Raw genomic sequence first — 26,220 nt, forward strand, 5'->3', positions numbered from 1 at the left:
GCTTACATCTCCAGAAAGTTTTTCAGCAATTGGGCTCCAGCTGCTCCGGAGCGTTCCGGATGAAACTGCACGCCAAAGAAGTTGTCTTTTGCGACTGCGGCGGTAAACGGCTCGCCGTAATTGGCCTGGGCGATGGTATTTGGGCATATTGGCATTGCATATCCGTGCACAAAGTAGAAATAAGTTCCGTCTGGGATACCGTGGAACAGATGATTTCCCGCCTGTGGCGTGATCTGGTTCCAACCCATATGCGGTAACGGTAAACCAAAATCGGTCATTTGTTTTACCGGGGTATCGATAATGCCAAGCGTTTCAATCCCGCCGCTCTCTTCGCTGCTGGTTGCCAACAATTGCATACCGAGGCATATACCCAGCACCGGCTGAGTGCAACTTTTAATCAGCTCGATAAGCTCACGTTGTTTCAATTGCTCCATTGCTGCATGAGCAGTCCCCACGCCTGGCAGAAACAGCTTATCGGCCCGCAGCACAATTTCCGGGTCGCGGCTGATAACCGGCGTATAACCTAAACGCTGCACCGCGTAGGTGACAGAGGAGAGGTTAGCGCAACCGGTATCCAGAATCACCACATCCATTACAGCACTCCCTTGGAGCTTGGCAGGGTGTTGCCCTCAACACGGATTGCCTGGCGCAAAGTACGGCCAAACACTTTAAACAGGCTTTCCACCCGGTGGTGATCATTGCGGCCTTTGGTTTTCAGGTGCAGGGTGCAGGCCATGGCATAAGATAGGGAGCGGAAGAAGTGCTCAACCATCTCAGTGCTGAGGTCGCCCACGCGCTGATAGTTAAATTCGGCTTTGTATTCCAAGTGTGGGCGGCCAGAAATATCTAATGCACACCGTGCCAGACATTCATCCATTGGCAGCACAAAACCAAAACGGCCAATACCGCGTTTGTCACCCAGTGCGTTGTTAATGGCTTCGCCCAGCGCCAGCGCAGTATCTTCCACGGTGTGGTGGTCATCAATATACAGATCGCCACTGACCTGAATATCCATCCGGAAACCGCCGTGCGTTGCGATTTGGTCCAGCATATGGTCGAAGAAGCCTACGCCGGTTTTGATTTTACTGCCGCCTTCGCGATCCAGCCAGACATCGACATCGATGGCGGTTTCTTTGGTGACACGGTTAACGTGAGCATGGCGATCACGCTGGGTCAGTTGCTTGGCAATCTGTGACCAATTCAGCCCATCGCGCTGATACCGTAAACCGCTGATACCCATGTTTTGCGCTAATTGCAGGTCAGTCTCGCGGTCACCGATAACATAGCTGTTGGCGCTGTTCATCACGCCTTCGGCCAGATAGTTTTCGACTAATGCTGTTTTTGGCTTACGACAATCACAGTTATCTGCCGGTAAGTGCGGGCAAATCAAAACCTGCTCGAAATTGACCCCCTGAGAGCTGAAAATCTGCATCATTAAATTATGAGGCGGATCAAAGGTTTCTTGCGGGAAACTGGCGGTGCCCAGGCCATCCTGATTGGTTATCATGACCAAACGATAATCTGCTTTTTGCAGTGCCAGTAATGCGGGGATGACGTCTGGCTCCAGCGCCAGTTTGTCCAGCCGATCAACCTGAAAATCCTCTGGTGGTTCAGCAATCAGGGTGCCGTCTCTATCAATAAAAAGAAATTTCTGGCTCATATTGTTTCCTTACGGAGGCTGGAGGTATTGGTGTTATTCGGGCTATCAACGCCGGGTAAGGGGGCGAGGGCGGCAATCACTCGCTCACATTCCTGACGGGTACCTATGGTGATACGCAGACAATTCGATAGGCTTGGTTGTTTGTTCTGATCTCGCAAAATAATGCCCTGATCCCACAGTGTTTTGAATACACTGCTGGAGGCAGTGAATCGCGCTAATAAGTAGTTACTTTCACTGGTAAATACTTGCTCAACACAGGCGCAGTTTTGCAATGCATTTTGTAGCCATTCACGATTGGCGGTGACTTCGCTGACCCGTTGACGCATTTGCTCAAGGCTTTGTGGGCTGAGCGCCTGTGCAGCAATGTCTGCCACTGGTGTTGATAATGGGTAAGGCGCAATCACTTTAAGCAGCAATTGGATGATATCGCTGTTCGCTAATGTAAAGCCACAACGTAAGCCCGCTAAAGCAAAAGCTTTCGATAAGGTGCGCAAAATAACTAAATTCGGATAATCTTTTAGCCAGCCACTCACCGAGGCCTGTGGGCAGAACTCTATATAAGCTTCGTCGATAGCCACGATAGCGCGGCCTTGTGCGAGTTCCAGCACTGCGCGTAAGTCAGCCGGGTTGATCAAATTGCCGGTTGGGTTATTGGGGCTGCAAATATAGATCAGTTTCACCCGATCCAAACTTGCTTTAATCGCCGGTAAATCTAACTGCCAATCTGTTTTGGTCTGCACGGTACGCAGCTCAACACCAAAAGTTTCGGCACTGACAGCATACATACCATAGGTCGGTGGGCAAAATAGAATGGCATCCTGACCCGGCTCGCAGAAGGCGCGAATGAGCAGCTCAATCCCCTCATCGGCCCCACGGCTGACCAAAACTTGGGCAGCTTCTAAACCGGCGTAAGCCGCATAGCGTTCAATAACCAATTTTGGCTGGCATTCGGGGTAGCGATTAAAGGTCTGCGCCGTCAACTGGTATTCAGTGGCCAGCGGATATTCATTGGCATTGAGCCACACATCGCCATTACCGCCCAAGCGGCGGGCTGACATATAAGGGGTCAGTGCGCGGACATTTGCACGGGCTAAATCAGTGATATTGGCAGAATGGCTCATGCTTGCTCCTTTTGGGCGGCGGTCAGGGCGGCGACACGGAGGGTAACGGCGTTTTTGTGGGCGGTCAGTTGTTCAGCCTGAGCCAGTGTTTCAATTGTTGATGCCAGACCCAGCAAACCCTGCGGGGTTAGTTGTTGCACGGTCATGCGCTTCACGAAATCGGCCAGTCCTAAACTGGAATAGGTTGAGGTATAACCATAAGTTGGCAACACGTGGTTAGTCCCGGAAGCATAATCCCCGGCAGATTCCGGCGACCAATCCCCCATAAAGACTGAACCGGCGTTATCAATTTGATCAATGATTTCTTCCGGCTGGCGTATTTGCAGAATCAAGTGCTCTGGCCCGTATTGATTGCTGATATCAATACATTGCTGCAAGTCTTTGGTGATGATCAAACGGCTGCTTTCCAATGCCTGGCGAGCAATATCCGCGCGCGATAATTGTTGGAGTTGGCGCTCAACTTCGACCGCAACGGCTTGAGCAATAGCGGCATCTGGCGTCAGTAAAATCACTTGAGAATCCGGCCCATGCTCGGCCTGAGACAGCAAATCAGAGGCGATAAACGCCGGTGTAGCACCGCTATCGGCGATAACCAACACTTCAGACGGGCCTGCTGGCATATCGATCGCCGCACCGTCCAAACGTTGACTAACCTGACGTTTGGCTTCTGTGACATAAGCATTACCCGGCCCAAAGATCTTATTCACTTTTGGCACCGATTCGCTACCAAATGCCATCGCAGCAATAGCCTGCGCTCCGCCAATTTGGAACACTTCTTGGATACCACACAATTGCGCGGCATACAGGATCTCATCGGCAATCGGCGGGGGGGAGCATAAAATCACGCGCTGGCAACCGGCAATCCGTGCTGGAGTGCCAAGCATCAGTACGGTCGAGAGCAGCGGAGCGGAGCCGCCAGGAATATATAAGCCGACGGAGGCAATCGGGCGGGTTATTTGCTGGCAGCGCACGCCCGGTTGTGTTTCAACATCTACCACCGGCATTTTCTGCGCGTTATGGAAGATTTCAATATTACGCACTGCTTGCGCCATGGCGTGTTTGATGTCGTCACCCAAGCGCGCTGCTGCGGCGGCTATCTCATCGCTGCTGATGCGGATGTCAGCAACTTTAACCGTATCAAAACGTTGGCTAAAATCACGCAAAGCGCTATCACCCTCGGCTTTTACCCGGTCAAGGATTTCACTGACTGTCGCGGTGATCCGCTCTGATGCATTAATCGCTGGGCGGCTCAACAGGGCTTTTTGCTGCTCTTCGCTGCATTGTTGCCAGTCAATTAAGGTATTGAAATTCGTCGGCTGCATTCCTTACTCCATCATCTTTTCAATCGGTAACACCAGAATGGAGCTGGCACCCAGCGCCTTCAGTTTTTCCATGGTTTCCCAGAATAGGGTCTCGCTACTGACCATATGCATCGCTACGCGGCTCTTGTCACCAGCCAGTGGTAGAATGGTAGGGCGCTCGGCACCTGGCAGCAGGGTGATGATTTCGTCCAAACGCTCACTTGGCGCGTGCATCATGATGTATTTGGATTCGCGCGCTTGAATCACGCCCTGAATACGGGTCATCAGGCGGTCAATCAGCTGTTGCTTATCGGCAGGCATTTCGCCATCACGTTGAATCAGGCAGGCTTTAGAGCGGTAAATCACTTCAACTTCGCGCAGACCGTTGGCTTCCAGTGTGGCGCCCGTTGAGACCAGGTCACAAATGACATCGGCCAAGCCAGCACGTGGAGCCACTTCTACTGAGCCGTTGAGCAAACAAGATTTGAAAGTCACTCCTTGTTTATCAAGATATTGCTTTAAAATATGGGGGTAAGAGGTGGCAATGCGCTTATTTTGTAAACATTGCGGGCCGGTATACTCGGTATCCAGTGAGGCGGCCAGTGACAGGCGACAGCCACCGAAATCCAGGCGGCGCAAGGTGAAGTAACGTGGATCTTCACCTTGAGCGCGGCGGCTCAGTAGCTCTTCTTCCAGCACGTTTTCGCCAATAATTCCCAGGTCAACCACGCCATCCATCACCAGCCCTGGGATGTCGTCATCACGCACCCGCAGGATGTCAATGGGCATGTTTTCCGCGAAAGCGATCAGGCGCTGTTGTTGTAAATTGATTTTAATCCCGCAGCGCGATAGCAATTCGTGGCAATCGTCACTTAGGCGGCCTGATTTCTGCATCGCAATGCGTAAACGTGTTTTATCCAGCATGATAACCCTCTTCTTATTTAATTTTATAAAATGGTGAGCAACAAAAAAGCCCTCGGAAGATAATCTTCCGAGGGCTTTCTCTATTGCGTTCTACCGCCACCTGGAAGATTCGTTAACCGTCTTCCAGCACACATCGGCCTGCAAGACTAGTCAGGATGATGGTGATGATGGTGATTAAATTGAACGCGATTCATAGTTGCTTCTCTGTTTGGGCTTTTTGAGATAATCAAAATAGCCATATTCATTAGATGCCATAATTTCTGTCAATCAACGTAAACCATCTGACTAGTACCGCGCAACCTTTTTTTCACCTGATGATTTTATTTTACCCTCGCGCATCACGCGCCATCTGCTGCCAGAGGTTTTATTTTTAGCGATTATCACTTTGTTTGATGTCAGTTTAAGCAGGAAGTTGTTACATATGGCTATTACGCCGACTAATGAAATATCCTTCATACTTGCAGCCACAGGGTTGTTAGCTACATTCATTCACCCGAATCACATACTTGAGTAAATTCATCGGGTTCGCTCACTTGCTGCTTACCTGTAAATCCAATTATTTTGGTTATCATGATATAGAGCAATTATTAAGTTACATTCATTGGTGTAGGTTATTAGTATGGAGTGTGTGGCGGTATGAACCGGTCGAGGGCAATTGAGATGAAGAAAATAGCCATTATTGGATTGGGCTGGCTAGGTATGCCGTTGGCACAATCATTGGTGCGTCGTGGAATTGAGGTCGTGGGGAGTAAAACCACACCGGATGGCGTCGAAGCTGCCAGAATGAGCGGGATAAATTGCTTTCAATTGCAACTGACACCCGAGTTGCTTTGTGACCCGGATGATCTGGCACAACTGATGACGGTGGATGCGCTGGTTATTACCTTACCCGCCAGCCGCACGACGGGGGGCGGCGCACAGTATTTTCAAGCGGTACAGATGGTGGTCGATAGCGCACTGGCGTTTGGTGTGCCGCGCATTATTTTTACCAGCTCGACTTCTGTGTATGGCGAAACTCGGGGCCGAATTAAAGAAAGTTCACCGCTGCAACCGGTGACCACTGCCGGCAAAACGCTGGCAGAACTTGAACTTTGGCTGCATAAATTACCCAATACTTCGGTGGATATTTTGCGTCTGGCGGGGTTGGTGGGGGCGGAACGCCATCCTGGGCGATTCCTTGCGGGTAAAACCGATGTGAAAGGCGGCTCGCAGGGGGTGAATCTGGTGCATCAGGAAGATGTCATCTCTGCCATCGAACTGCTGCTTAATCTCCCCAGAGGCGGGCATATTTATAATTTGTGTGCGCCGATTCACCCACGAAAACGTGATTTTTACCCCGAGTGCGCCCGTGCTTTAGAACTGACTCCGCCCGAGTTTGCGTCTGAAGATATTGAAGAACCCATTCGAGAGATTGATGGCAGTAAGATTTGCAGTGAGTTGGGGTTTGAGTATCAGTATCCAGACCCAAATCGAATGCCTTTAAATTAAGCCTATTATCGGCTACTGCGCGTCGTCATCCTGAGATTGTGCAGTGCCCGTACTCCTCACGTACTGGGTGTACGCTCCGGGTACTGCGCGCTGTACGCACTCAGTATGACTTAGCTCGCTACGCCTTGAATGGATGGCATTGAAAACATTACGAAATAAGAATCAATGCCCAATCATCGCTTCTGATGAATATAAGTCAGGGCTAAGGCCAGCGCCAGAACCCCCCCTTTGATAATATCCATTGCGTAGTAAGGTACTGACAGCATCACCAGCCCGTTTTGCAACACACCGAGGATTACCGCGCCAATTAAGGTGCCGAAAGCATTGGGTTTGCCGGAGCCCGCAAGTGAAAAGCCAATATAGGCGGCGGCTACGGCGTCCATCAGGTAACCGCCACCGGCGTTGACTTGTGACGAGCCAATGCGCGACGCCAGTAAAATCCCGCCCAGTGCCGCTAATAGAGATGAAAATACATAAGCCAGCACCCGATAACGCAGGGTACGGATACCCGCTAGCCGCGCCGCTTCTGGATTACCACCAATGGCATACATCCGGCGGCCATGTTTGGTCAGTGACAAATACAATTGCACCACAATAGTGACCGCCAACATGATAATCACGATGACTGGCACTTGGCCCAGCGCTGAAAACATCTCAGGAATGACGCCCTCCGCCATATCGCCGCTCGGCAGTAACATATTCTGTGTGATAGAGCCGCCGTAGCTGTACGTCATCGCCACGCCCTGAATGACAAACAGACTGGCGAGGGTCGCTAGCATATCGGGGATCTTCAACACCACAATCAGAAATGCGTTAAACAAACCCACCAGAGTACAAATCAGTAAAGTCAGTATGATGGCTCCGGTGGTGCCAAAGCCGTACCAGACAAATAACGACACCACGATGGCATTGGCTAGCGAGGCGGTCGAACCGACCGATAAGTCAAAACCTCCCACCGACAAGGAGATCGACACCCCGATAGCAATCACTGTCACGATGGCAATAGATCGTAATATATTGATGATATTGTTTGGGTCGAGGAAGTTATCTGAGGCCAGACCAAACAGCGCGATTAGCGCCACAACGGTGAGCAACATCCCCCATTTGTAGAGAAAATCAAACAACTGGTGACGCCATGGCTGCGCGTCTGGCAGGGGTATTTCTTTGCTCACTGAGGGGTTCCTCCGGTTGAAAATAAGAGTAATGTTTCTTCATCGACATCTGCGGCATTCAGCTCGGCAACAATACGCCCATCCCACAGCACACAGATACGAGAGCATAAACCGACCAATTCTGAGAATTCACCGGATGCATAAATAATGCCTTTTCCTTGTTGTGCTAACCCATCAATCAGAGTGAACAGATCCTGCTTGGCCTTGATGTCCACGCCTTTAGTTGGCTCATCAAAAATTAATACCTGCGCATCACCGCGCAACCATTTACCGATCGCCACTTTCTGCTGATTTCCTCCTGACAAGCGGGCGAGTTTTTGCTGCGGTGAGGAAGTTCGCACTCCCAGGCGTGCAATCAGTTCCTTGGCCCAGCGCAACTCTTGGCGGCGGCTAAAAATACTCCAGTGGGAAAAACTGTCATCGGCTGCCACACTCAGGTTCATTGGGATACCTTCGTGAATGAAAATGCCCTCTTTGCGTCGTTCTTCGGGCACTAAAGCTAGCCCCTGTGCGACGGAACGGTCTGGTGAGCGCGGCTTCCACGGTTTACCCAGTAATTCACCCTGATCAACACGGCTCGGCGTAGCACCGAACAAGGCTTTACACAATTCGGTTTTACCCGCGCCCGCTAGCCCGGCAATCCCTAATATTTCCCCTTCACGGAGTGTTAGGGAGATATCACATAATTTATGTTGGTCGTGTAACCCACTGACTGATAGCAATATTTTGTCACTAATGGCGGCCCGCCGTGGTGGGAAAATATCATCCAAAGTATGGCCGAGCATCTTTTCGACAATTTGCTCACCACTCAGGTCACCCATTGCATCATGGCTGACTTTGCGACCATCGCGTAATACCGTCAATTGATCGCAAATCTCGCGCAATTCATGAATACGATGCGAAATGAAAACAATGGCTATCCCTTCGGATTGCAAGCGGCGAACCACTTTAAACAGGCGCGCACTCTCTTCTTGATCCAACGGCGCGGTGGGTTCATCCAAAATGAGAAAACGGCATTGATGGGAAAGGGCGCGGGCCAATAGCACCTGTTGTTTCTCCGCCAATGTGCAGGATTCCAGGCGCTGGCGCGCATTCAACTTGAGGTCAAGCTGCCCGAGTAGTGCTTCTGCCTGACGATAAAGTTGCGGCCAATTAAACAGATGCCCCTGTTCAGCCAGCGTATCCAGCATGATATTTTCCGCCACAGACAGGGTAGGGATCAGTGCAACATCAACCTCTTGCTGAACCACATGGATACCGTGCTGCTTTGCTTGACGGGGGGAGTGAATATCTACCTGCTGACCATCAATATAGATCTCGCCGCGATAGTGACTGTGTGCGCCGGAAAGAATCGCCATCAGCGTTGATTTCCCTGCGCCATTAGCACCGACTAGCGCATGAGTAGACCCACCTTCCAGTGTGAAATCAACCTGTTGTAGAGCATGGAATCCAGAAAATGAGATAGAGATATTCCGCATCTCAAGGCGGGAGGATGAGGTGAGACTGGACATAAATTTCTATCACTGCCCTATGAAGTATTTTGACGGAATAGGCAGTCAATAATGCTGCGGTAGACTTCTTTTTAACACAATTTCTATTATTCGCAACAAACTAAAATGGTTAAGGTATATCAAAAAATTATTAAACATTGGCAACTTAGCCCTTAAGATGAGAAAAATACTGATGAGACCATCCTTTAAAAGGAACGCGCCATGAGCACGAATGCAATCCGAGTGCAGGTGGGGCCTGCCAACTATTTTTCTTTTCCAGGCGCTATCGATAAGCTGAGTGAGTTTTATCCTCAAGCAGCACTGGAAAATGCGCTGTGGATCTATGGCGAGAGCGCCTTGGTGGCGGCCAGTGATTATCTGCCAGCGGTTTTCCATGCGCCGCAAGCGGTGCGGGCTTTATTTTCCACCCATTGCAGTGAGTCTACTGTGGCTGATTTGGTGACAACTGCGGGCAGTGACCGACAAGTGGTGATCGGCATTGGCGGTGGGGCGGTATTGGATACCGCAAAAGTGGTGGCGCGTAAACTTGGGTTGCCGTTGGTAGCCATTCCCACTATCGCGGCAACCTGTGCGGCCTGGACCCCACTTTCTGTGTGGTATAGCGATGCCGGTCAAGCGCTGAGTTTTGAAATATTCAAAGATGCCAATCAGTTAGTGTTAGTCGAGCCGCGTATTATTTTGCAGGCACCCGTGGAATATCTGTTGGCGGGAATTGGCGATACTCTGGCGAAATGGTACGAAGCGGTGGTGCTAAGCCCACAACCGGAAAGATTATCTTTGACCGTTCGTTTGGGATTACAGGCCGCTTTGGACATTCGCAATGTGCTGCTTAAGCAGAGCGAATCTGCATTGCAGGCGGTGGAACAGGGGGAATTGACACAAGATTTTCTTGATGTAGTCGATGCGATTATTGCCGGTGGAGGCATGGTTGGTGGGTTGGGCGAACGTTATACCCGTGTCGCGGCGGCCCATGCAGTACACAATGGCCTGACACTGTTGCCCCAGACTGAGCATTTCCTGCATGGTACCAAAGTCGCTTATGGAATTTTGGTTCAAACGGCGCTGCTGGAGCAGGATGAAGCATTGCAATCATTGATTGTGGCGTTTAATAAATTAGGTTTACCAACGCATTTGGCTGCGCTGGATGTTGATATTAATGACCGTGATGCTATCGAGCGTGTGATTAGTCGAATTCTGAAGCCGAGCGAGTCAATTCATTATCTGCCTGTTGAGCTGAATTCAGACAAGATATGGGCAGCAATTGAGCGCGTAGAAATTGCTGCTCAGCACTGATACAGCATAGAAATAGCCGTTTAGATCAAACTGCCATAAGAATATTGTTTCAAGCCGTTTAACATCTTGTTTTTTGCTCTCGAGTTAGGGCAGAATACGCGCCATGGAATAACCGACGTTTAAACGCGTCGGTTATTTTTTTGCATTCGTGTTTTCACAAATCAAGAGGCCGGACAACGATCCGGATAGATAAACAGGTCCGCGAGCGATTATTCACATACGAAAATCGCCGTTATGAGGAAAGAAAGATGGGGCAATTATTCACACTGGCACCGGTGCCCACCGGTATGCGCTGCACATGCAGCGATTATGGCGCAACAGGGATGGCATATACCCGTTACACCGCTCTTATTTCCCCACTTGCGTATCCCAGGCAGATACGAAGTTTCCCCGTCACCTCTGACCTGCGAGCTACACTCGCAAATAAGGTTAAAGGTATGGGGAGGCTGAATCATGACGCATAATGCTACTGTTGCAGTCGGCACCAATCAAACTGGCGCCAATAACCGCGTTCAACTCAGAAAAACACTGACGTTGGTACAAGTGGTGATGATGGGGCTGGCTTATTTACAGCCGATGACCATTTTCGATACTTTTGGTATTGTATCCGGCCTGACCGATGGTCACGTCGCGACGTCTTACGCCATTGCGTTGATAGCGGTGCTGTTCACTGCCATTAGCTATGGCAAGTTGGTTAAGCGCTTCCCGTCTGCGGGTTCGGCTTATACTTACGCTCAGAAATCTATTAGCCCGAATGTTGGCTTTATGGTGGGTTGGTCATCACTGCTGGACTATCTGTTCATGCCGATGATTAATATTCTGTTGGCAAAAATTTATCTCGAGGCGATTTTCCCAGGCGTGCCATCATGGATTTTTGTTGGCGCGTTGGTCAGCTTGATGACGCTATTCAACCTACGTGGCATTAATGTGGTTGCTAACCTGAACTCAATCATCGTTGTCGTTCAGGTCGCTGTCATGGTGGTCTTTATGGGGTTGCTGATTCACGGTGTTTATCAAGGTGAAGGAACAGGCACACTGGTTAGCCCACGTCCGTTCTATTCTGAAAATGCCCATTTGGTGCCGATGATAACCGGGGCCACGATACTGTGCTTCTCATTCCTTGGCTTCGATGGCATTAGTTCGCTGTCTGAAGAAACGCCAGATGCCGGTAGAGTGATCCCGAAAGCGATTTTCCTGACTGCATTGATTGGCGGCATCATCTTTATCGTGGTGTCTTATTTCTTGCAGCTCTATTTCCCGGATATTTCGCGCTTCACTGATCCTGATGCATCACAGCCAGAAATCATGCTGTTTGTGGCCGGTAAATTCTTCCAGTCAGTGATTCTGTGCTTCTCTTGTGTCACGGTGTTGGCATCAGGTATGGCAGCACACGCCGGGGTTTCGCGCTTGCTGTATGTAATGGGCCGCGACGGGGTATTCCCTGAGAAAATATTTGGCTACGTGCATCCAAAATGGCGTACACCCGCAATCAACGTATTGTTGGTGGGGGGCGTGGCATTGTCTGCTATTTCCTTTGATTTGGTCACGGCAACCGCATTGATTAACTTTGGTGCGCTGGTGGCCTTCACCTTCGTTAACCTGTCGGTGATTTCACAGTTCTATATCCGCGAGCGCCGTAACCGTACGTTCAGGGATCATTTCAGCTACCTGATTCTCCCTATGATTGGCGCAGGAACAGTGGGTGTACTGTGGGTTAACTTGGAAAGTAGCTCTATGACTCTGGGGCTGGTATGGGGTGCAATTGGCCTGCTTTATATGGTCTGGAAAACCCGTGCTTTCCGCCAGGCATTACCTCAGTTTACTGGCGAACTTGCACAGTAACTCCATTTGGTATTGTTTGTTAGATATGGTGTTATTGCTGACTAAAACGGAGCCTTATGGCTCCGTTTTTTATGGGATTAAATTCAGTATCAATATTAGCTCACCAGATCTCTGGCATAGTCAAACAGGGCTTTCAGTAGTGCCAACTTCTCTTTATCGCCCTCATATTGGTTATAAAACTGTTCCAGTTGCAGCACATATTCCTGCACTCTTTCTGGATTGAGTGCTTCGCGACGATGCGCTAACCAGCGCTGTTGCTCACTGTCCGTCAAAGTATTCGGATAATTACGTGCGCGGAAGCGGAATAGCAGCGCTTCCAATCGTGGATCTTGGAAAGTCAGGTCGAGCGCGGGCAGATTTTGCGGATCGGTTTGTAAAATTATTTTCATGGTGGCGCGGTCAGCATCACTGAAAAAACCATTATACAGCTGGGCATCCACATCATCAGATACAGCAAAAGGCTCTGCTTCAGCAAACAGGGCGACCACTTTTTCGCGTATTTGCGGGTTTTGTCGCAATAGTTGCAGGTTCCGCAGGCAGCGCTGACGATCAATCCCCAGCCGTTCGGCATTTTCAGCCAGTAGGGTTTTCGCCGGTGCCAATACCGGGCATTTATTGATATGTACTAGTTTTAAGGGGATGGCGGCGTCTTGCGCATTAAGTTTATCGCGGCGGGTATACAGCCGCTCACGTAGAGTATCGCTATCCAGCTCCAATAATGGCGACATATCACCCGCTAAATCGCACATAATAACCGCATTTTTATTCTCAGGATGCCATGCTAGCGGCGCAACCCAACTGGTGTTACCCCGTGCTGCACCAAACATGCCAGACACATGAACCAGTGGCGTCATATCTGAGATATCAATCAAGGCGTTGATTTTATGCTTACTACGGTGCTGATAGAGGTAATCAAACAGCCGGGGTTGTGCTTGTTTGACCAGCTTTGCCATGGCGATGGTGGCGTGCACATCTGACATAGCATCATGAGCATGTAAGTGTTCGACACCATTGGCTTTGGTTAAATGCTCAAGTTTGAAACTGGGTAAGCCATCTTCGTTCTCCGGCCAGACAATACCTTCTGGGCGCAGGGCATAACAGGCGCGCATCACATCGAGCAAGTCCCAACGGGAATTACCGCCTTGCCAGCTATAGGCATAAGGATCATAGAAATTGCGGTAGAAAATATTACGGCTAACTTCATCATCAAAACGAATATTATTGTAACCGAGAATACAGGTGCCGGGCACATTGAAAGCTTGATGAATTTGGCGGGCAAACTCGGCTTCATTAACCCCCTTGGCTAAGGCCTGTTGCGGGGTGATGCCCGTTATCATCACGGCTTCTGGTTGCGGCAGGTAGTCATCGGCGGGAGCACAATAAACCACCAATGGTTCCTCGATGATATTGAAATCCAAATCGGTACGTACTCCGGCAAACTGTGCTGGTCTGTCTAACGCCGGGCGCTGACCAAAGGTTTCATAATCGTGAATGTAAAATGTTGGTGACTTATTTTTATCTGACATTATTCGATTTAACCCTTAATTCTTATGATTATTCTTTATGATGGGACACCGCCCGCGGTGACCCATGGCATTAGCGTTAGAATATCATTTCAGGCGGGCCAAGGTGTCAGGATTTATTTTGAAATAATTATGTTTCAGTCATAATGTGTCGATCTGACTAATATTTAGCTGCCGTTTACTTAGCTATTCATACAATCCGCTTACTGAATATAATAAGTAGGATTTATAAGTGAAAACACTTTTGTTAACCGGTGCCACTGGTTTTCTGGGCGGAGCCGTGCTCGAAAAGCTATTGTTAGAAAACTCAGATTTTAATTATTTATTATTGGTTCGTGCCAATACACCGGAGCAGGGGCTTATGCGTATTCGAGAGAATATGGAGAAGTTTTACCTCCCCAATGGGCGATTGAATAAAATAAATGTTAGTCATATTTTATTAGGGGATTTAGCTGAACCTGACAGTTTTATTCATGACTCGCGTATCGATGAAGTCACGCATGTTATTAATTGTGCTGCCGTCGCATCATTTGGTAATAACCCATTAATCTGGAAAGTGAATGTCGATGGTACATTAGCTTTTGGCAAAAGAATGTCTCAGGTTGCCGGTTTACAAAGATTCATTCATGTGGGCACCGCCATGTCTTGTACTCCCGATGCCGATACGGTGGTGAGTGAGCAGATCCTATCCGCAGAAGATGATGCGCATTTAGTGGAATACACGAAATCCAAATCGGCCATTGAGCGCCTATTGGCGGAAGAATGTCCGGGATTGCCATTGGTATTTGCCCGGCCATCAATTGTTGTCGGGCACACTCGTTTGGGCTGCCAACCCTCCAGCAGCATCTTTTGGGTATTCCGTATGGCACTCATGTTGCGCAAGTTTATGTGTTCTTTAGATGACTATATTGATGTTATTCCAGTCGATTATTGTGCTGATGCCTTAATGTGTATTTTGCTGCATCCAAACTTACCGGAGAATATCTATCATATTTCTGCTGGTGAGAAAGACAGTGTCAGTTTTTCTGACATTGATCAGGCCATGTCGTCAGCGGCTCGACAACAACCCATGGGAGCGGATTATCGCCAGGTAGAATACGGTGCTTTGGTGCAGATGCGTAAGCAACTGAAAGGGATTTTTGGCCCCTGTAATGAGCGTTTAATGCTGAAAGCTATGCGCTTATACGGCTCTTTTGCCGTGTTGAATGTGCGTTTCAGTAATGAGCGTTTGCTCAGCTTGGGGATGCCAAGGTCGCCCCGTTTTACCGATTATATTGCTTGCTGTGTAGAATCGAGCTTTGGCATGACTATCCAGCAACAAATGGCAGTTGATTTTAAATAAGCCTATTGCCCCGTTTGGTCATCTCTGACGGGGAATATTTAGCTCCCTCCAATTTATTTCTGCTACTTTTGGTAACGGTTAATCCGATGCCAGAGTGTAATAACTCAGCTAGACTTAGCTTCTGGTATCTTATTGGAAGTAGGTCTGTTGTGCGCTTGAATAAAAAAATATCGCCACTGGATAACCTGATTTACAGCCATTACCGCATTACCCATGCTTTGCGTATTACGCTGGCTTTTATCCTAACATTCCTGATTATCCGCTTATTGGCCGTTCCGGAGGGCACTTGGCCGCTGATCACCTTAGTGGTGGTGATGGGGCCGATATCGTATTGGGGTAATGTGTTGTCCAGAGCCATGCAGCGCATTGGCGGGACTGTTTTTGGCGCAATATCCGGTCTGATAGCCCTTTATCTTGAGTCATATTCTCTCACTCTGATGCTGGTTTGGTGTGGGGCCGTCATGTTCCTGTGTGGTTATCTGACGTTGGGCAAGCGCCCCTATATGGCCCTGCTGATTGGTATCACGCTGGCAGTGGTTTGTGGGTCAGCTCCAGGGGATATGAACACGGCCCTGTGGCGCAGCGGCGATGTTATTTTTGGCTCATTATTGGCGTTAGTTTTTACCAGTGTCTATCCACAACGCGCCTTTACTCATTGGCGTATGCAAATGAGTGATAACCTGCGCGCTATCAGCCAAATTTATGCCGCCTACTTATCGCCGAATGTTATCGATCGCCCGCGATTAGAGCCAAAATTAAAAGCTGCACTCAATCAATCGGTTAAAATGCGCACTTTTATTGCGCCTGCCAGTAAAGAATCTCATATTAATAAAGATGTTTTTGAGGCTATCCAAACACTGAGCCGCAATCTGATTTGCACACTGGAATTACTGGTGGATGCTTATTGGTCATCACGAGAAAGTCATTTTATTATGCTCAATGCTAAAGGGCTGCGCAGCGCTCAGTTGATGACGGCCCGCACTCTGAATACGTTAAGTGACAGTTTGCGCGATGGCTCGCCAGCGCGAGAGCGGGAAGTTGCGGGTGAGTTGAGCGAAATTTCCACCGAATTGAAATCATTGATGTTGGCTGTCACGCAAGAACAGCAGATAGAAACGCCCATTTATGGCTATGTTTGGCTGAGTCTGGAGTTAACCAAACAGCTTGAGGAATTGGACGATCTGATTAATATGACCTTACGCCGGTGATCTTTCCCCTTCGTACTTGAAGCCGCAGGGTTGTTAGCTGCTCGCACTTACCCGAATCAGTTACTTGAGTAAGTGATTCGGGATTAATGAGCCTCATCCTTGAGGCTCACCCTAAGGGCTAGCATAAATGCTGTTCAAATCGGTTCCCGACCGATTTGTCGTTTGCTGGCTGCTTACCTGCAACGCCAATAACTTTGGGTATAACATGGAAATCAGGCAGATGATATTTCTGTCTGGCGGGTAAAGCGGGTAAGATAAGTCAATGAATCTTGTCATCAGGTACAGCAAAGCGGTATGGTGCAGGTAGCCTGGTCACCAGCAATTGAATTTGTGTAAAACTTAAGTGAAGGTATGAAAATGGATAATGCAACTAAGCCAACTTTCCAGGACGTTTTGGAGTTTGTGCGTATGTTCCGTCGCAAAAATAAATTACAGCGTGAAATCGTTGATAACGAAAAGAAAATTCGTGATAACCAAAAACGCGTTCTGTTGCTCGATAACTTGAGTGAATACATCAAGCCAGGGATGAGCATCGAAGAGGTTCAGGCCATTATCGCTAACATGCGTGGTGACTACGAAGATCGTGTTGATGATTACATCATCAAAAACGCCGATCTGTCTAAAGAACGCCGTGAATTGTCGAAAAAACTGAAAGCGATGGGCGAAGTTAAGTAACTTTAGCTCAAGCGGGATAGTTTTTTTGTAGCTATTAATAGAAAGGCTGGCATCAATTGCCAGCCTTTTCTTTTTCTATCAATACATTATTCTCTATCAATACACTAGCTTGATGGTTTATTCTGCCGCAAGAAACGCAACGCCGGAATGTTGATTCCTTTAACAAAGATAAATGCCAGCAGTAACGAACCCCACAATGCCATGGTGATATAGCTACTCACCCCCATGATATTCAGCCCGCTTTCCAGCATTTGCAGCAAGAACAGCGCTAACACAATGCCGAAAATCTTACCAAAGCCGCCATCAGGATTAACCCCGCCTAATACCGTCGCCAGAATAGTGATAAGTAACAGTGACTCGCCGTAGGAAGCTTTGGCGGAGTTGAGCTTGGACATCATCAACAACGCCGCGACAGTGCACAGTAACGATGAAATCACATACACCCAAATGAGTGTGCGGCGGGTATTAATCCCGGAGAAAAAGGTGGCTTTTTCGTTGGAGCCAGAAAGGTATATCTGACGGCCCAACGGGGTCTTGGCCAGTATTAGCCAGATAATCAGAGCTACCGCGATGAACAAATACAGTGGCACTGGCACCCCGAGAAAGTTATTGCGATCCAATGCCAGCACATAGTTGGGGAAGTTAGAAATCGCCGACCCTTTGGAGATAAGCACATTCACGCCTTTGAGTAAGGTCATGATGCCCAGTGTCGCCAGAATAGGGGAGACGCGAACCACGGAGATAAGCACCCCATTGATCAGCCCCACCACCAAAGCAACTGAGGCTCCGGCCAATAGCATTAGCATCATTGAGCTGAATGTGGGCTCAAGATGGGTACAAACCCACGCCATCACCAGCGCACTGGCATTGGCGGTAGCAATGATTGATAAGTTGATCCCCCCGGTTAGCATGGTGATCGCCATTGCCAGCGTTAATACCCCAGCGACAGGTATTTGTGAGGCAATGGATTGGAAGTTAGCTGCGGACCAGAATACCTGTGGGATCAGCACACTGAACACCACCGCCACCAGCACCAGTAGTGCCACCAGCCAGCGCTCAGTATGGTCTCGTTGTGTTGTTTTCGACATGGTTATATCCCTACCTTATGACGTTGGCCCCAGGCCGTCACACTGATACTGATGACAATCACCAGACCGATAACCACGGTGTGCCAGTACGACGAAATCCCCAGTAAATTCAAACCATTCTGCAATATTGCCAGCAATATCACCCCCAGCAGAGTACCGGTCAAGGTGCCGCGCCCGCCGATAATACTGGTGCCGCCCAGCACTACCGCCGCCAGTACCGTGAGTTCATAACCGAGCAGAGAATCGGGGGCCACCGTTAAGACGGTGTAAGACTGCACGACACCGGCGATACCGGATAAAAAGCCCATATAACCATAAACAAACAGCTGTAGCTTAAGAATGCTGAACCCCATGCGGGAGGCCGCTTCCTGATTACCGCCTAATGCATAAATTTGCCGACCAATGCTGGTGCGAGTCATCAGCAAGGCTGTGACAATAATGGTCGTCAGCAAAGTCAAAATCGGCAGTGAAAGGCCATATTCATAGCCATCAGCAGCGGTAAAGGCGAACAGCATCGGCCCATGTTCGAACCATTCTGGGTAGGTATACAGCCAAATCCCTCGGCTGAGATACAGCAGTAATCCGTAGAATATATTCAGCGTGGAAATGGTAATAATGATGGACGGTACGCGCAGGCGATTAACTAACAGCGCATTAATTAGCCCCAGTAATAAGCCGATACCGCCTGCCAGCGCGAATGCTACCGGGAAGTTGCCACCGAACTTCACAATTAATGTCACCATGACATATTGTGAGATGATGGTCATCGCCGGGAATGAAATATCAATACCGCCAGAAATCAACACGATAAATAAGCCACAGGCCAAAATGGTCAACATGGCATAGTTATTTATCAAGTCATAAATATTGGCTAGAGTCAGAAAATCGGGACTGGCGAAAGCCAGGTAAGTCGAAATAACCAATATAGTGAAAGCCAGCATGACTTCATGGCGTTTCAGATGTTCTTTATTGAATAAACCTGTTTTACCGACATCCGATTTATTGAGTGCATGGGGATTAGCCATTTACTACCTCCGCAATGGCTGCTTCGCTGCTGTTACTCGGCAAGAACTCCTGCACAAGTCGCCCGGCCCGCATAACTAAAATGCGGTGGCTGTTAAAATAAGCTTCATCAATCTCATCACACACCATCAACACCGCAATACCGCGTGCTGACAACGCATTGATAATATTATAAATACCGGCTTTATTGGCGATATCTACCCCCACTGTTGGGGAGTCGAGGATCAATATTTGTGGCTCAGTTGCCAGCCATTTGGCGATAGCAATGCGCTGCGCATTTCCGCCGGATAAGGTATTGACCGGCAAGTCACTGCTGCCAATTTTAATCGACAGATGCTTTACCATATCTTCGACCAAGGTATCGACCCGTTCAGTACGCATCAGGTGGAAGGTGTTTTTCAGTCGGTGTAAAACCGTAGCGCTGATATTGTCGCGGATTGATTGCGCCATAATCAGCCCGGTACTCATGCGGTCTTCCGAAACATAACCCACACCGGCGGCGATGGCATCGCGGTTACTGCTGAAATACATTGGCTTATCATTGATACGAATGGTGCCTGACTCGGGTGTGGTTAAACCGAATAAACTAAGACACAGCTCGGTTCGGCCGGAACCCAATAAGCCAACCAGCGAGATAATTTCGCCCGGATGTAAAGTCAGTGAGATATTGTGATATTCGTTCCCTCGGGAAAGTTCTTCCACCACCAACACGGGAGGACGTGCCGTGTTGTAAGCGGGTAACACCTGAAAATCAAACTTCATGCCGGTCATTAGCCAGGCCAGCCGTGGGTTATCTACTTCAGCGGCGGGGTAGGTTCCGACCCAATTACCATCTTTTAACACCGTAATGCGGTCTGAAATTTCCAGCACTTCACTCAACCGGTGGCTAACAAATACCACGCAAATATTGCGTGATTTCAGCTCATGCACCACCCGCAGCAAGCCGTTAACTTCTTGCCGGGTCAGTGACGCGGTGGGTTCATCCATCACAATCAGGCGCGCATCTTGTGCCAGCGCACGACAGATAGCGACCAACTGCTTCTGGGCGATGGGTAAATCCTCAACCAATGCATCCAGATTAAGATGGGCATCAATGCTATTGATTACGCGCTCGGCGGTTTCCCGCATCTGACGTTTATTCACCCACAGATGATGATGATAGTGATTCATGGCGATATTCTCAGCCACGGTCAGATTCGGGAATAATGATAAATCCTGATAAATTACCTGAATCCCCAGCCGGACAGATTCAATCGGAGTCAGGGTTGAATAAGTTTTGCCATCGACAGTTATCGCGGCCTCGGCATCGGGTTGATAAACACCGGAAATAATCTTGATCAGTGTAGATTTGCCACAACCGTTTTGCCCTGCAAGGCAATGAACCTCACCCGGTAACAGGGTCATGGCCACCTTATTCAGCGCTTTAACGCCATAAAAGGTTTTACTGATATTTTCCAGGGTAATAAATGGCTGCATAGATCCTCTGGATACAAATAGATGCTATCTAAATCATAAAAAGCCAGACAAGGCACTGCAGCAATGAGGCTGTAGCAATATCAATTGAAGGGGAAGCGTTCCGTTGGGGTCGTAGCGGCGTAAGCCGCCGGAGTGCCCCTAGGAGCGTTAAACCCTTCAGCCCTCTAACTTATTGGCTGGTTTTTTTTATTAATTACGGAGCCAAACCGGAGTTCGGCTCCGCCATAACTCAGTGAATCAATACAGTGAATCCACGTTATCTTTGGTCACGCGTAACACATTATGGAATTGAATCAGACGCTTATCCTGATCAACTTCCGCTTTACCCACGCCAGGAATGTCCATGCCGGTTTCGATTTTCTCGCCTTTCAGCACTTTATCGGCCACCGCAGTCATCGCATAACCGGCTGAACCTGGGTCATACGTCACCCCCATCGCGATGTCACCACTTTTCACCAGCGATGCCGCCTGAGACGGGATCATCATGCCGAAGACATGAACATTGTTTTTCGCACGTTTTTCTTTCACTGCGCGCCCAGCACCAATCGGGCCTTGTGAACCGAAAGCCACAATACCTTTCAAGTCACTGTGCGCTTTCATCAAATCCAGTGTGGTGCGGCGTGAGTCATCAATGCTCTCGGCGACCGGCATACGGCTGGTCACTTCAAACATTTCTGGGTAATGCTCTTTTTGGTATTTAACAAATAAATCTGCCCACAGGTTATGTTGTGGCACGGTCAGGCTGCCAACATAAATCACATAACCGCCTTTGCCGCCCATCGCTTTTGCCATTTCTTCCACATTATCTGCGGCAAACTTGGCGTTATCGATGATTTCAATATCCCAGTTAGCACTTGGCTGCCCCGGAGATTCGTTGGTTAACACCACGATACCGGCATCACGCGCTTTCTTAAATACTGGCTCCAGCACATCGGCATCGTTTGGTACAATGCTGATGGCACTGACTTTCTTGGCGATTAAATCTTCAATGATTTTAACTTGTTGTGGGGCATCAGTGCTGGAGGGGCCGACTTGATAGGCTTTGATCCCCAGATCTTTACCGGCCTTTTCCACCCCTTCACCCATGCGGTTGAACCACGGCATACCCGCGATTTTCGAGATATTGACGACTTCCACTTCTTGCGCCAATGCGCTGCCCGTGCAGGCGATCATGCTGAACAAGCTGGCCGCTAATAAGGTTTTTACACTCAGTTTTTTCATCCAAGACTCCCGGTGTTCATTGTAGGTTGAGGCTATCGTAGTTTGGTGTTGGCGTAATATTCTGTATGACTTAAGTTATATTTATGTTTTTAAGAAAATGAAGATTTATTGGGAAGCAGATTTTACATCTGCATTACATTCCCGTAGATGGACTCTACTGCCTCGGTAGCTATTTTCCCCATATCTTTGAATGCTATTTACATGGATTAAATGGCTGCTTTCCTGGTTTGTGACTGAGGTCATGATTCTGAGGGGGGGAGCAATGTGAGTTGCAGAGAAATAGTCAGCGTGAGGAGAATAACAGCGCGTCTAGCATGGACATTCTGGTTTGATAATAATGGCGGTTAGCCAGAGTTGAATGTCGGCCTATGAAGTCTATCTCACTCCGCCAGGGACCATGGTTAATAAGTGTTGGCGCGGATAATTTTGGCTGATATTGCGCTGATGTAATTGCCAATAAATTTGTTCTATATCATGAAGTTGGCGGTCTAATAGTAACCCCACCACACTGCCACTGTGTGCCACATTCAGCCCATATAGATCCAATTCCTCCACTAACGCCAATAGGGCGGGAAAATCCGGTTTGACCAGCAGATGCTGGCTGGCCTGTGCGCTAAGGGTGGTGGACTGGCCCAACAGGGCGTTATCGTGGCGCTCGGCGGCTTGAGTAAACAGTTGCCATGCCTGTTCCAGTGAGGCGGCACTTGCCAGCAGTGCCGTCTGGCGATGGCGACGATGATAATCCTCAGTATTGAGAATATGCGGGCTTTCCAGCAGCAGAATATCGACTTTCGGTTGCCAATCATAAGAAATCTGCGTGGCGGCGGTTTGGTGGTCAAACAAGGTCAGCTGTCGAAATAGGGTGCTGTCAGTGGGTTCAAGACTGACGCACAAGGCGGCAAGGGTGGCTTCTTCCAGTGTTTCCCCCAGATGACGGGCGGTGGCCAGTGCGGTGGCGGCAATGTCGGCGGTACTGCTGGCTAACCCTTTTGCCACTGGAATAGTGGAATCAAAATCGATATGCAGGCCACGGGCGGTATCTGCCGGTTGGTCGAAGTAAGCCAGTACCGCCCTCAGCATCTGGCGCATCCGTGGCCGTTCGTGGCAGCCCGGAGCTCCGTCGGTAACTGACACCGTGCTAAACCAGTTTACTGGGCAGGAAATCAGTTTTTCCCCACCCAGTATCCAGCCCTGAATTAACTCACCACAGGACGCGGGGCAGCGGGCTTCAGCCATGACCCAAAACCTGTTGTAAGGCGATGACCAGCCGCTGATTATCCGCCGCACTTTTGATGGCTACGCGGTAGTAGTCACGGCTCAGCCCGGGATAATTGGCACAATGGCGAATCAAAATATGCTGCTGTAATAATGCCTGTTGCAAATCAATTTCCGGCCTTAGACAGCGTAGGAAAATATAATTGGCGCATCCTTGCCACACCTGCAACGCGGGTAAGGCAGCTAAGTGCTGATATAACCAAGGCCGCTGTTCTGCGAGCCATTCATGAGTGGCCTGAATATAAGGCTGGTCATCGAGAATAATCTCACCCGCCAACGCGGCAAAGGCATTGATAGTCCAGGGTTCACGCTGCTGTTTCATTTGCTGGATGCCCGCCAGATTGCCACTGAGCAGGTAACCCAAACGCAGCCCCGGAATAGCGAAAAATTTGGTCAGCGAGCGCAAGATATAAAGATGGGGGAAATCCGCCAATTGCGGGATAAGCCCCGGCGCATCCGGCAGAAAATCAATGAAGGCTTCATCAACAATTAATGCAATTTGGTATTGGTGGCAGCACTGCACAATGGCTTGCAACAGCATCGCATCCGGCATCAGGCCGGTGGGGTTATTCGGCGTCGCAAGAAACAAGCAGTCAGGGCGTAATTGCACTAAAACGTCTAACAGCCGCTCATCGGGCTGATAGCCATCGGCTTCACTCATCGGATAATCATGAATCTGGCAACCCACCCGTTGCAGGGCGCGGCGATACTCAGCAAAGCCCGGTGTCAACAGCAGGGCGCTGCGCGGCTGCAAATGCTGCACCACGGCATAAATCAGTTCAGTGGCCCCATTGCCCGCCATGATATTTTCTGGCAAACAATGGTGAGCGCGGGCCAGTGCACTGTGCAATTGGCGATACTCAACATCCGGGTAGCGCTCGGCACGCGCCAACTGCTCCACAATGGCGGTTTTTAGCGAGTTTGGCATCCCCAGCGGGTTAATATTGGCACTGAAATCAATGATATTTTCTGCATCTGTCCCGATTTTCAGTGCCATTTCCAGCACATTGCCGCCATGTTCGCTCATTGCTGTTTTATTCCCCCTATAGCATGTGTGTTCAGAGTACCATAAGCGAGGGAGTTGAGTTTAGTGACAGTATTTCTGGAGTGAATGCCAGAATCTCGCGCAAGCGCACCACATCACCAATCACAATCAGCGCTGGGGCGGATAACCCTTGCGCCGCCACTTGATCCGCTAAGGTGGTCAGGGTGCCACTGGCCACCTGTTGCTGTTGGTGGCTGGCATACATCACCACTGCGGCGGGTGTGCTCGCTGCTTTACCCGCGGCAATCAATTGCTGGCAAATGGGGGTCAGTTGCGTCATTCCCATCAGGATAATCAGTGTGCCTTCCAGTTTTGCCAATGTTGCCCAGTCCTGTGGTTCATTGCCTTGGCGCAAGTGGCCGGTAACCACATGAAAACCAGAAGCATAATCGCGATGAGTGACTGGGATCCCCGCATAGGCCAGCCCGCCGATGGCGGAGCTTATCCCCGGCACCACTTCAAATGGAATATCCGCCAATGCCAGCGCTTCGGCTTCTTCGCCGCCACGCCCGAATACATAAGGGTCGCCGCCTTTGAGCCGCACCACATTCAGGCCGCGCTGGGCGCAATCCACCAGAATCTGATTGATTTGTGTTTGCGGCACCAAATGATGATGGGGCGTTTTACCCACATTGATCATTTCGCACCCGTCCGGGGCTTCAGCTAATAATTCTTCACAAACTAACCGGTCATATACCAGTGCTTCGGCGCGGCGAATGGCATGTAATCCTTTTACTGTAATCAGTGCCGCATCCCCCGGCCCCGCGCCTACTAGCCAAACTTTCCCACTTTTCATATTGCCTCTCATTGTGCGGCGAGGGCCGGCTGTACCGGCAAGTTCAATGCCACGCGCAGAACATCACGGGCAATCATTAATTCTTCATTGGTATTGACGATGGCGATGTGTACCGGGGCATTAGTTTGTTGAATAAAGAACTGATTTTTGAGGTTTTTCTCTTTATCCAGTTCAATACCCAGAAACTCTAGCTCGCGGCATATCTGTTGGCGGGCGCTGCGCGAGTTTTCACCAATGCCGCCGGTAAAGATAAGCGCGTCAATCCCGCCCAATTGCACGATATAGCTGCCAATCACGGCGCGGATCCGCTCGGCGAATAGCTCAAGGGCTACGGCAGCGCGGGAATTGCCACTGTTGGCGGCTTGTTCCACATCACGATAATCATGAGAAATGCCGGAGATACCCAGCAAACCGGATTGGTTGTTGATCAGGTGGTTAATTTCGGCGGCACTTTTGCCTTCCGTTTGCTGAATAAAAGGCAGAATGGACGGGTCGATATCGCCACTTCGGGTACCCATCATAATACCGGCCTGTGGGGTGAAGCCCATGGAGGTATTGACGGAATGCCCATTGCCGATGGCGCAAATACTGGAGCCATTACCGAGATGGCAGGAGATAATGCGCAGTTCTTCCAGTGGCCGCCCCATGCGCTCGGCACAAAGGGTACTGACATATTTATGACTGGTGCCGTGGAAGCCGTAACGGCGGATCCCGAGATCCTCATAGTAGCGCCATGGCAGCGGATAAAGGTATGAGGTTTGGCTGAGCGTTTGGTGGAAAGCGGTATCAAACACTGCCACGGCGCTGGCATGGGGCAGGGCCTGCTGAAACACCCGGATACCCAGCGCATTCACCGGGTTATGCAACGGCGCTAATGTGCCTAATTGTTCAATTTTATCCAGCACTTGTGGGGTTATCAGCACTGAATCGGCAAAGGCCTCACCACCATGAGCAACCCGGTGACCCACCCCGCTGATTTCATCCAGCGAGTCAATAATGTTGTGCTCAATCAGCGCCTTGAGTAGGTATTCAGCGCCCTGACGGCAATCGGCGATGGGCAGCGTTTCTCGCCATTTCACATCACCGGCCCGCAGGTTAAATACCGCATCATCCATACCAATGCGCTCAATTAATCCCTGACACAGCACTTGTTCGCCATTTAGCATGGAAAACAGCTGAAATTTCAACGAAGAACTACCAGCGTTAATCGCCATAATCTTACCGGGCATGCGACTC

23 protein-coding genes and 1 other annotated feature are annotated in these 26,220 nt (G+C 49.5%); of the genes, 6 read left to right on the top strand and 17 right to left on the bottom strand.

Annotated elements, in window-relative coordinates; all coding sequences use genetic code 11:
- Window positions 1-2: 2 nt before the first annotated feature.
- The 6 genes from hisH to hisL form a co-directional block, all read right to left on the bottom strand.
- Window positions 3-593: an imidazole glycerol phosphate synthase subunit HisH gene (hisH, locus tag DX162_RS13415; RefSeq protein ID WP_032819007.1), complete on the bottom strand. Its 591-nt coding sequence runs from the start codon at window positions 591-593 to the stop codon at window positions 3-5.
- Window positions 593-1,660, bottom strand: a complete 1,068-nt coding sequence (gene hisB, locus DX162_RS13420; RefSeq protein WP_032819008.1) for a bifunctional histidinol-phosphatase/imidazoleglycerol-phosphate dehydratase HisB — start codon at window positions 1,658-1,660, stop codon at window positions 593-595. The genes hisH and hisB overlap by 1 nt, the downstream gene beginning before the upstream one ends.
- A complete protein-coding gene (gene hisC / locus DX162_RS13425) occupies window positions 1,657-2,781 on the bottom strand; it encodes a histidinol-phosphate transaminase (RefSeq protein ID WP_032819011.1) in 1,125 nt (374 codons plus the stop codon). The genes hisB and hisC overlap by 4 nt, the downstream gene beginning before the upstream one ends.
- A complete protein-coding gene (gene hisD / locus DX162_RS13430; protein WP_004388787.1) occupies window positions 2,778-4,103 on the bottom strand; it encodes a histidinol dehydrogenase in 1,326 nt (441 codons plus the stop codon). The genes hisC and hisD overlap by 4 nt, the downstream gene beginning before the upstream one ends.
- Before the next feature lie 3 nt (window positions 4,104-4,106).
- A complete protein-coding gene (gene hisG, locus DX162_RS13435; RefSeq protein ID WP_004388789.1) occupies window positions 4,107-5,006 on the bottom strand; it encodes an ATP phosphoribosyltransferase in 900 nt (299 codons plus the stop codon).
- A gap of 40 nt (window positions 5,007-5,046) precedes the next feature.
- Window positions 5,047-5,177: a sequence feature (His leader region), on the bottom strand.
- A complete protein-coding gene (hisL, locus tag DX162_RS13440) occupies window positions 5,153-5,200 on the bottom strand; it encodes a his operon leader peptide (RefSeq protein ID WP_002231208.1) in 48 nt (15 codons plus the stop codon). It overlaps the preceding feature by 25 nt.
- Before the next feature lie 466 nt (window positions 5,201-5,666).
- Here hisL and DX162_RS13445 point away from each other — a divergent pair, with 466 nt between their 5' ends.
- Entirely contained in the window at window positions 5,667-6,494 is an 828-nt protein-coding gene (locus tag DX162_RS13445) for an SDR family oxidoreductase (protein WP_004388790.1), read from the top strand.
- A 173-nt stretch (window positions 6,495-6,667) separates the two neighbouring features.
- Here DX162_RS13445 and DX162_RS13450 read toward each other — a convergent pair whose 3' ends face one another.
- Both DX162_RS13450 and DX162_RS13455 read right to left on the bottom strand, forming a co-directional pair.
- Entirely contained in the window at window positions 6,668-7,666 is a 999-nt protein-coding gene (locus DX162_RS13450) for an ABC transporter permease (RefSeq protein WP_032819017.1), read from the bottom strand.
- Window positions 7,663-9,177 carry a sugar ABC transporter ATP-binding protein gene (locus DX162_RS13455; RefSeq protein WP_004388792.1) on the bottom strand — a complete coding sequence of 505 codons (1,515 nt, stop codon included), beginning with the start codon at window positions 9,175-9,177 and terminating at the stop codon, window positions 7,663-7,665. Before DX162_RS13455 ends, DX162_RS13450 begins: the two co-directional genes overlap by 4 nt.
- Before the next feature lie 201 nt (window positions 9,178-9,378).
- On the opposite strand from DX162_RS13455, the gene DX162_RS13460 reads away from it, so the two are divergent.
- Together DX162_RS13460 and DX162_RS13470 are read left to right on the top strand one after the other, a co-directional pair.
- Window positions 9,379-10,470, top strand: a complete 1,092-nt coding sequence (locus tag DX162_RS13460; RefSeq protein ID WP_032819019.1) for an oxidoreductase — start codon at window positions 9,379-9,381, stop codon at window positions 10,468-10,470.
- A 453-nt stretch (window positions 10,471-10,923) separates the two neighbouring features.
- Window positions 10,924-12,312 carry an APC family permease gene (locus DX162_RS13470; RefSeq protein ID WP_004388794.1) on the top strand — a complete coding sequence of 463 codons (1,389 nt, stop codon included), beginning with the start codon at window positions 10,924-10,926 and terminating at the stop codon, window positions 12,310-12,312.
- A gap of 95 nt (window positions 12,313-12,407) precedes the next feature.
- On the opposite strand, the gene sbcB is transcribed toward DX162_RS13470, so the two are convergent.
- Window positions 12,408-13,838 carry an exodeoxyribonuclease I gene (gene sbcB, locus DX162_RS13475; RefSeq protein ID WP_004388795.1) on the bottom strand — a complete coding sequence of 477 codons (1,431 nt, stop codon included), beginning with the start codon at window positions 13,836-13,838 and terminating at the stop codon, window positions 12,408-12,410.
- Window positions 13,839-14,067: 229 nt separating this feature from the next.
- Here sbcB and DX162_RS13480 point away from each other — a divergent pair, with 229 nt between their 5' ends.
- The 3 genes from DX162_RS13480 (at window position 14,068) to tmaR (ending at window position 17,060) form a co-directional block, all read left to right on the top strand.
- Window positions 14,068-15,177, top strand: coding sequence for an SDR family oxidoreductase (locus DX162_RS13480; RefSeq protein ID WP_004388796.1), 1,110 nt, complete (start codon window positions 14,068-14,070; stop codon window positions 15,175-15,177).
- A gap of 149 nt (window positions 15,178-15,326) precedes the next feature.
- Window positions 15,327-16,385 carry an FUSC family protein gene (locus DX162_RS13485; RefSeq protein ID WP_004388797.1) on the top strand — a complete coding sequence of 353 codons (1,059 nt, stop codon included), beginning with the start codon at window positions 15,327-15,329 and terminating at the stop codon, window positions 16,383-16,385.
- A gap of 357 nt (window positions 16,386-16,742) precedes the next feature.
- On the top strand, window positions 16,743-17,060 hold the full coding sequence (gene tmaR / locus DX162_RS13490) for a PTS system regulator TmaR (RefSeq protein WP_032819099.1): 318 nt from the start codon (window positions 16,743-16,745) through the stop codon (window positions 17,058-17,060).
- Between the two features lie 104 nt (window positions 17,061-17,164).
- Here tmaR and DX162_RS13495 read toward each other — a convergent pair whose 3' ends face one another.
- The 8 genes from DX162_RS13495 to DX162_RS13535 all read right to left on the bottom strand — a co-directional run bounded on the left by DX162_RS13495 (window position 17,165) and on the right by DX162_RS13535 (window position 26,213).
- On the bottom strand, window positions 17,165-18,148 hold the full coding sequence (locus tag DX162_RS13495; protein WP_004388799.1) for an ABC transporter permease: 984 nt from the start codon (window positions 18,146-18,148) through the stop codon (window positions 17,165-17,167).
- A gap of 2 nt (window positions 18,149-18,150) precedes the next feature.
- Entirely contained in the window at window positions 18,151-19,089 is a 939-nt protein-coding gene (locus DX162_RS13500; protein ID WP_004388800.1) for an ABC transporter permease, read from the bottom strand.
- A 76-nt stretch (window positions 19,090-19,165) separates the two neighbouring features.
- Complete coding sequence (locus DX162_RS13505; RefSeq protein WP_004388801.1) at window positions 19,166-20,647, bottom strand: sugar ABC transporter ATP-binding protein; 1,482 nt, start codon at window positions 20,645-20,647, stop codon at window positions 19,166-19,168.
- 237 nt (window positions 20,648-20,884) lie between these two features.
- Window positions 20,885-21,820, bottom strand: a complete 936-nt coding sequence (locus DX162_RS13510) for an autoinducer 2 ABC transporter substrate-binding protein (protein ID WP_227744220.1) — start codon at window positions 21,818-21,820, stop codon at window positions 20,885-20,887.
- A gap of 423 nt (window positions 21,821-22,243) precedes the next feature.
- The gene (locus tag DX162_RS13520; RefSeq protein WP_032819022.1) at window positions 22,244-23,104 is read right to left on the bottom strand and encodes a GHMP family kinase ATP-binding protein; all 861 of its coding nucleotides are present in this window, start codon (window positions 23,102-23,104) and stop codon (window positions 22,244-22,246) included.
- Complete coding sequence (gene cobD / locus DX162_RS13525) at window positions 23,097-24,170, bottom strand: threonine-phosphate decarboxylase CobD (protein WP_004388804.1); 1,074 nt, start codon at window positions 24,168-24,170, stop codon at window positions 23,097-23,099. The genes DX162_RS13520 and cobD overlap by 8 nt, the downstream gene beginning before the upstream one ends.
- 31 nt (window positions 24,171-24,201) lie before the next feature.
- Window positions 24,202-24,984: a uroporphyrinogen-III C-methyltransferase gene (gene cobA / locus DX162_RS13530; protein ID WP_004388805.1), complete on the bottom strand. Its 783-nt coding sequence runs from the start codon at window positions 24,982-24,984 to the stop codon at window positions 24,202-24,204.
- Between the two features lie 8 nt (window positions 24,985-24,992).
- Window positions 24,993-26,213, bottom strand: a complete 1,221-nt coding sequence (locus DX162_RS13535) for an acetate/propionate family kinase (protein ID WP_004388807.1) — start codon at window positions 26,211-26,213, stop codon at window positions 24,993-24,995.
- Window positions 26,214-26,220 lie beyond the last annotated feature (7 nt).

This window comes from Yersinia kristensenii (assembly GCF_900460525.1).
Lineage (GTDB): Bacteria > Pseudomonadota > Gammaproteobacteria > Enterobacterales > Enterobacteriaceae > Yersinia > Yersinia kristensenii.

Bases quoted from the DNA above. Each gene is read 5' to 3' on its own strand.
- DX162_RS13445 (WP_004388790.1), top strand. From the start codon at position 5,667: ATGAAGAAAATAGCCATTATTGGATTGGGCTGGCTAGGTATGCCGTTG.
- DX162_RS13470 (WP_004388794.1), top strand. From the start codon at position 10,924: ATGACGCATAATGCTACTGTTGCAGTCGGCACCAATCAAACTGGCGCC.
- DX162_RS13460 (WP_032819019.1), top strand. From the start codon at position 9,379: ATGAGCACGAATGCAATCCGAGTGCAGGTGGGGCCTGCCAACTATTTT.
- cobA (WP_004388805.1), bottom strand. From the start codon at position 24,984: ATGAAAAGTGGGAAAGTTTGGCTAGTAGGCGCGGGGCCGGGGGATGCG.
- cobD (WP_004388804.1), bottom strand. From the start codon at position 24,170: ATGAGCGAACATGGCGGCAATGTGCTGGAAATGGCACTGAAAATCGGG.
- DX162_RS13505 (WP_004388801.1), bottom strand. From the start codon at position 20,647: ATGCAGCCATTTATTACCCTGGAAAATATCAGTAAAACCTTTTATGGC.
- hisD (WP_004388787.1), bottom strand. From the start codon at position 4,103: ATGCAGCCGACGAATTTCAATACCTTAATTGACTGGCAACAATGCAGC.
- DX162_RS13455 (WP_004388792.1), bottom strand. From the start codon at position 9,177: ATGTCCAGTCTCACCTCATCCTCCCGCCTTGAGATGCGGAATATCTCT.
- hisC (WP_032819011.1), bottom strand. From the start codon at position 2,781: ATGAGCCATTCTGCCAATATCACTGATTTAGCCCGTGCAAATGTCCGC.
- hisH (WP_032819007.1), bottom strand. From the start codon at position 593: ATGGATGTGGTGATTCTGGATACCGGTTGCGCTAACCTCTCCTCTGTC.
- tmaR (WP_032819099.1), top strand. From the start codon at position 16,743: ATGGATAATGCAACTAAGCCAACTTTCCAGGACGTTTTGGAGTTTGTG.
- DX162_RS13520 (WP_032819022.1), bottom strand. From the start codon at position 23,104: ATGGCTGAAGCCCGCTGCCCCGCGTCCTGTGGTGAGTTAATTCAGGGC.
- DX162_RS13510 (WP_227744220.1), bottom strand. From the start codon at position 21,820: ATGATCGCCTGCACGGGCAGCGCATTGGCGCAAGAAGTGGAAGTCGTC.
- hisB (WP_032819008.1), bottom strand. From the start codon at position 1,660: ATGAGCCAGAAATTTCTTTTTATTGATAGAGACGGCACCCTGATTGCT.
- hisG (WP_004388789.1), bottom strand. From the start codon at position 5,006: ATGCTGGATAAAACACGTTTACGCATTGCGATGCAGAAATCAGGCCGC.
- DX162_RS13500 (WP_004388800.1), bottom strand. From the start codon at position 19,089: ATGCTGGCTTTCACTATATTGGTTATTTCGACTTACCTGGCTTTCGCC.
- sbcB (WP_004388795.1), bottom strand. From the start codon at position 13,838: ATGTCAGATAAAAATAAGTCACCAACATTTTACATTCACGATTATGAA.
- DX162_RS13535 (WP_004388807.1), bottom strand. From the start codon at position 26,213: ATGCCCGGTAAGATTATGGCGATTAACGCTGGTAGTTCTTCGTTGAAA.
- DX162_RS13495 (WP_004388799.1), bottom strand. From the start codon at position 18,148: ATGTCGAAAACAACACAACGAGACCATACTGAGCGCTGGCTGGTGGCA.